At 68.9% G+C, this 2,253-nt stretch carries 3 protein-coding genes; 1 reads left to right on the plus strand and 2 read right to left on the minus strand.

Going from position 1 to position 2,253, the window contains the following annotated elements:
- Positions 1 to 125: hypothetical protein (locus LQZ87_RS15190; protein ID WP_230104273.1), on the plus strand; the 125-nt coding region annotated here is incomplete at its 5' end.
- 71 nt (positions 126 to 196) lie between these two features.
- Here the strand turns inward: LQZ87_RS15190 and LQZ87_RS15195 are convergent.
- Positions 197 to 1,447, minus strand: a complete 1,251-nt coding sequence (locus tag LQZ87_RS15195) for an FAD-binding protein (protein ID WP_230104282.1) — start codon at positions 1,445 to 1,447, stop codon at positions 197 to 199.
- A gap of 56 nt (positions 1,448 to 1,503) precedes the next feature.
- On the minus strand, positions 1,504 to 2,253 hold a 750-nt coding region (locus tag LQZ87_RS15200), incomplete at its 5' end, for a zinc-binding dehydrogenase (protein ID WP_230104283.1).

The following is a 2,253-nucleotide window of genomic DNA, read 5'->3' on the forward strand; positions in this document are numbered from 1 at the left end:
CGCTCGTCCAGGGACAACGCGACTTCTTCGGCGCCCACACCTACAAGCGCGTCGACAAACAAGGCACCTTCCACACCCTCTGGTCCGGCGACCGCACCGAAATCGAAGCCATCGACACCCACTGACCGCACGATGAAAGAAGAAGTTCCCAGCTCCAGACCACTCTGGAACCGGGAACTTCTTCTCTCACCCCGCCCTACGGCGCAATGTTGTGGTTACGGGCGAAGAGGTTCTGCGGGTCCCACTCCCGCTTGATCGCGCGCAGGCGCTCGTACGCCTCCGCTGCGTGCATACCGGCGGCGCCGTCCGACCGCTCGACGGGCACGAAGTTGCCGTACTCGGCGACGCGCGCCGCACTGATCCCGGCCCAGTCGGCGAGGATCCGGGCTCGCATATCGTCGTCGACGACACCCGGCACGTCGAATGCCCCCGCCATGATGAACCAGTTCGCGTCGCGGCCGGGGAACGGCGTCTCCTCCTGCGGCACATCACCGAACGCGCCGCCGAGCGATCGTAGGAACACCACCGACACCGGGTACGCAGCGCGGAACGCGACGAGCCGGTCGATCAGCGCGTCGTCGAGCTCGACGAACAGGCCGTTGCCGCCGAGGAATCCTGGCGGCTCGGCGCCGTCGGGAGCGTCAGGCATCTCCTGCAGAATTTCGCGGTAGGCCGGAGTCGTGTACTCCGCCTCCACACCGTCGACAGCGGTGATGGGTGCCATGACCTCCCGCAACCGCTCCGTCTCGGCATCCGCCCAAACCGCCGTGATCCGCGCCCCGGCGGGGGCGCTGGGGTCCATCGCCGGCACATCCATGTAGGTGACGGTGAGCTCGCGCGGAGCATCCCGCATCACATCGCGCATCGCGCGCATCGCCGAGGCCGCGTCGCCGCCGATGACGTGCTCGCCGAGCACCACTCCGTCGAGCGGGTGCGCGCGGAAGTCGAAGCGGGTCACGATGCCGAAGTTGCCACCGCCACCGCGAATCGCCCAGAACAGATCGGCGTTCTCGTCGGCGGAGGCTTCCACGACCTCGCCCGCAGCGGTCACGACCTCAGCACCGACGAGCTGATCGACAGCGAGGCCCCACGCCCGCACCATCCAGCCGATGCCGCCGCCGACGGTGAGCCCGCCGACGCCGACCGATGCCGTGTCGCCGGAGCTGATCGCCAGGCCGTCGGCGCCGAGAGCGGCCGCGACATCGCCCCAGACTGCTCCGGAGCCGATGTGGACGAGCGCGTCCTCACCGTCGAGCGCCAGGCCGTCGATCTCGATGCTCGACAGTTCCCCGAGCTCTATGCGCAGTCCGTCCCCCGGCCCGTACGACCATACGCCGTGCCCTCCCGCGACGACTGTGATGGGCAAGGACTCCTGCTGTGCACGCCGAACGAGGTCGGCGACCTCGGCGGCGGTGGTGGGACGGGTCGTGACGGTGTCAACGCTCATGGCGAAAACCGTAGACCCGGCATCCGACATCCGCGCGTGTGTTCACTCTCGGCGGATCACATCGTCGGTGTCACGACGGTCTTCAGCCCCTCGCCACGCGTTGCAGCATCCAGCGCCTCGAAGAACTCGTCGAGGGGAACGCGCTTCGTGATGAGCGGTGTCAGTACGACATCTCCTGCTTCGATCAGCCGCATGGCCGCACGCCAGGACGTCGGCGTCGACGCGAAGCCGCTGGTCACCGTCAGTTCCTTGTAGAGCACCGTGTCGAGCGGCAGTGTCACGTCGCGACCGAAGATGCCGACCTGGACGTAACGTGCGCCGCGCCGCGCCGACCGCATGGCCGTCGCCGCGCCAGGCGCCGACCCCGAGCACTCGATCACGACGTCGTACGCGTCCTCCTGCGGGCGCTCGGTGGTCGTTCGGATGCCGAGGTCCGAAGCCACCGCGAGACGGCCGGCGTCCGCGGGCAGGCCTGCGAGCGTGACGACGCCGCCACCGGCCTTCGCGACCTGCGAGGCGAGCTGTCCCATCGCACCGGGTCCTGTGACGAGCACGCGATCGCCCGGCTGCACGACCGGCGGATCCAGCAGGCAGTGCGCGACGCACGCCAGCGGTTCGCTGAGCACGCCGTCGAGGTCCCCCGGGGTCGGCGGCATCCGGTGCAGGTTCGCGACAGGCACGAGCATCCGGGTGGCGAATCCGCCGTTGCGGAAGGAACCGATCGATCGCCGCTCGGCACACAGATTGCGTCTGCCCGCTCTGCACATGTCGCAGCTCTCGCACGCCGAGAAGTAGGTCTCGACGGC

The organism is Microbacterium sp. Bi121, assembly GCF_918698005.1.
Lineage (GTDB): Bacteria > Actinomycetota > Actinomycetes > Actinomycetales > Microbacteriaceae > Microbacterium.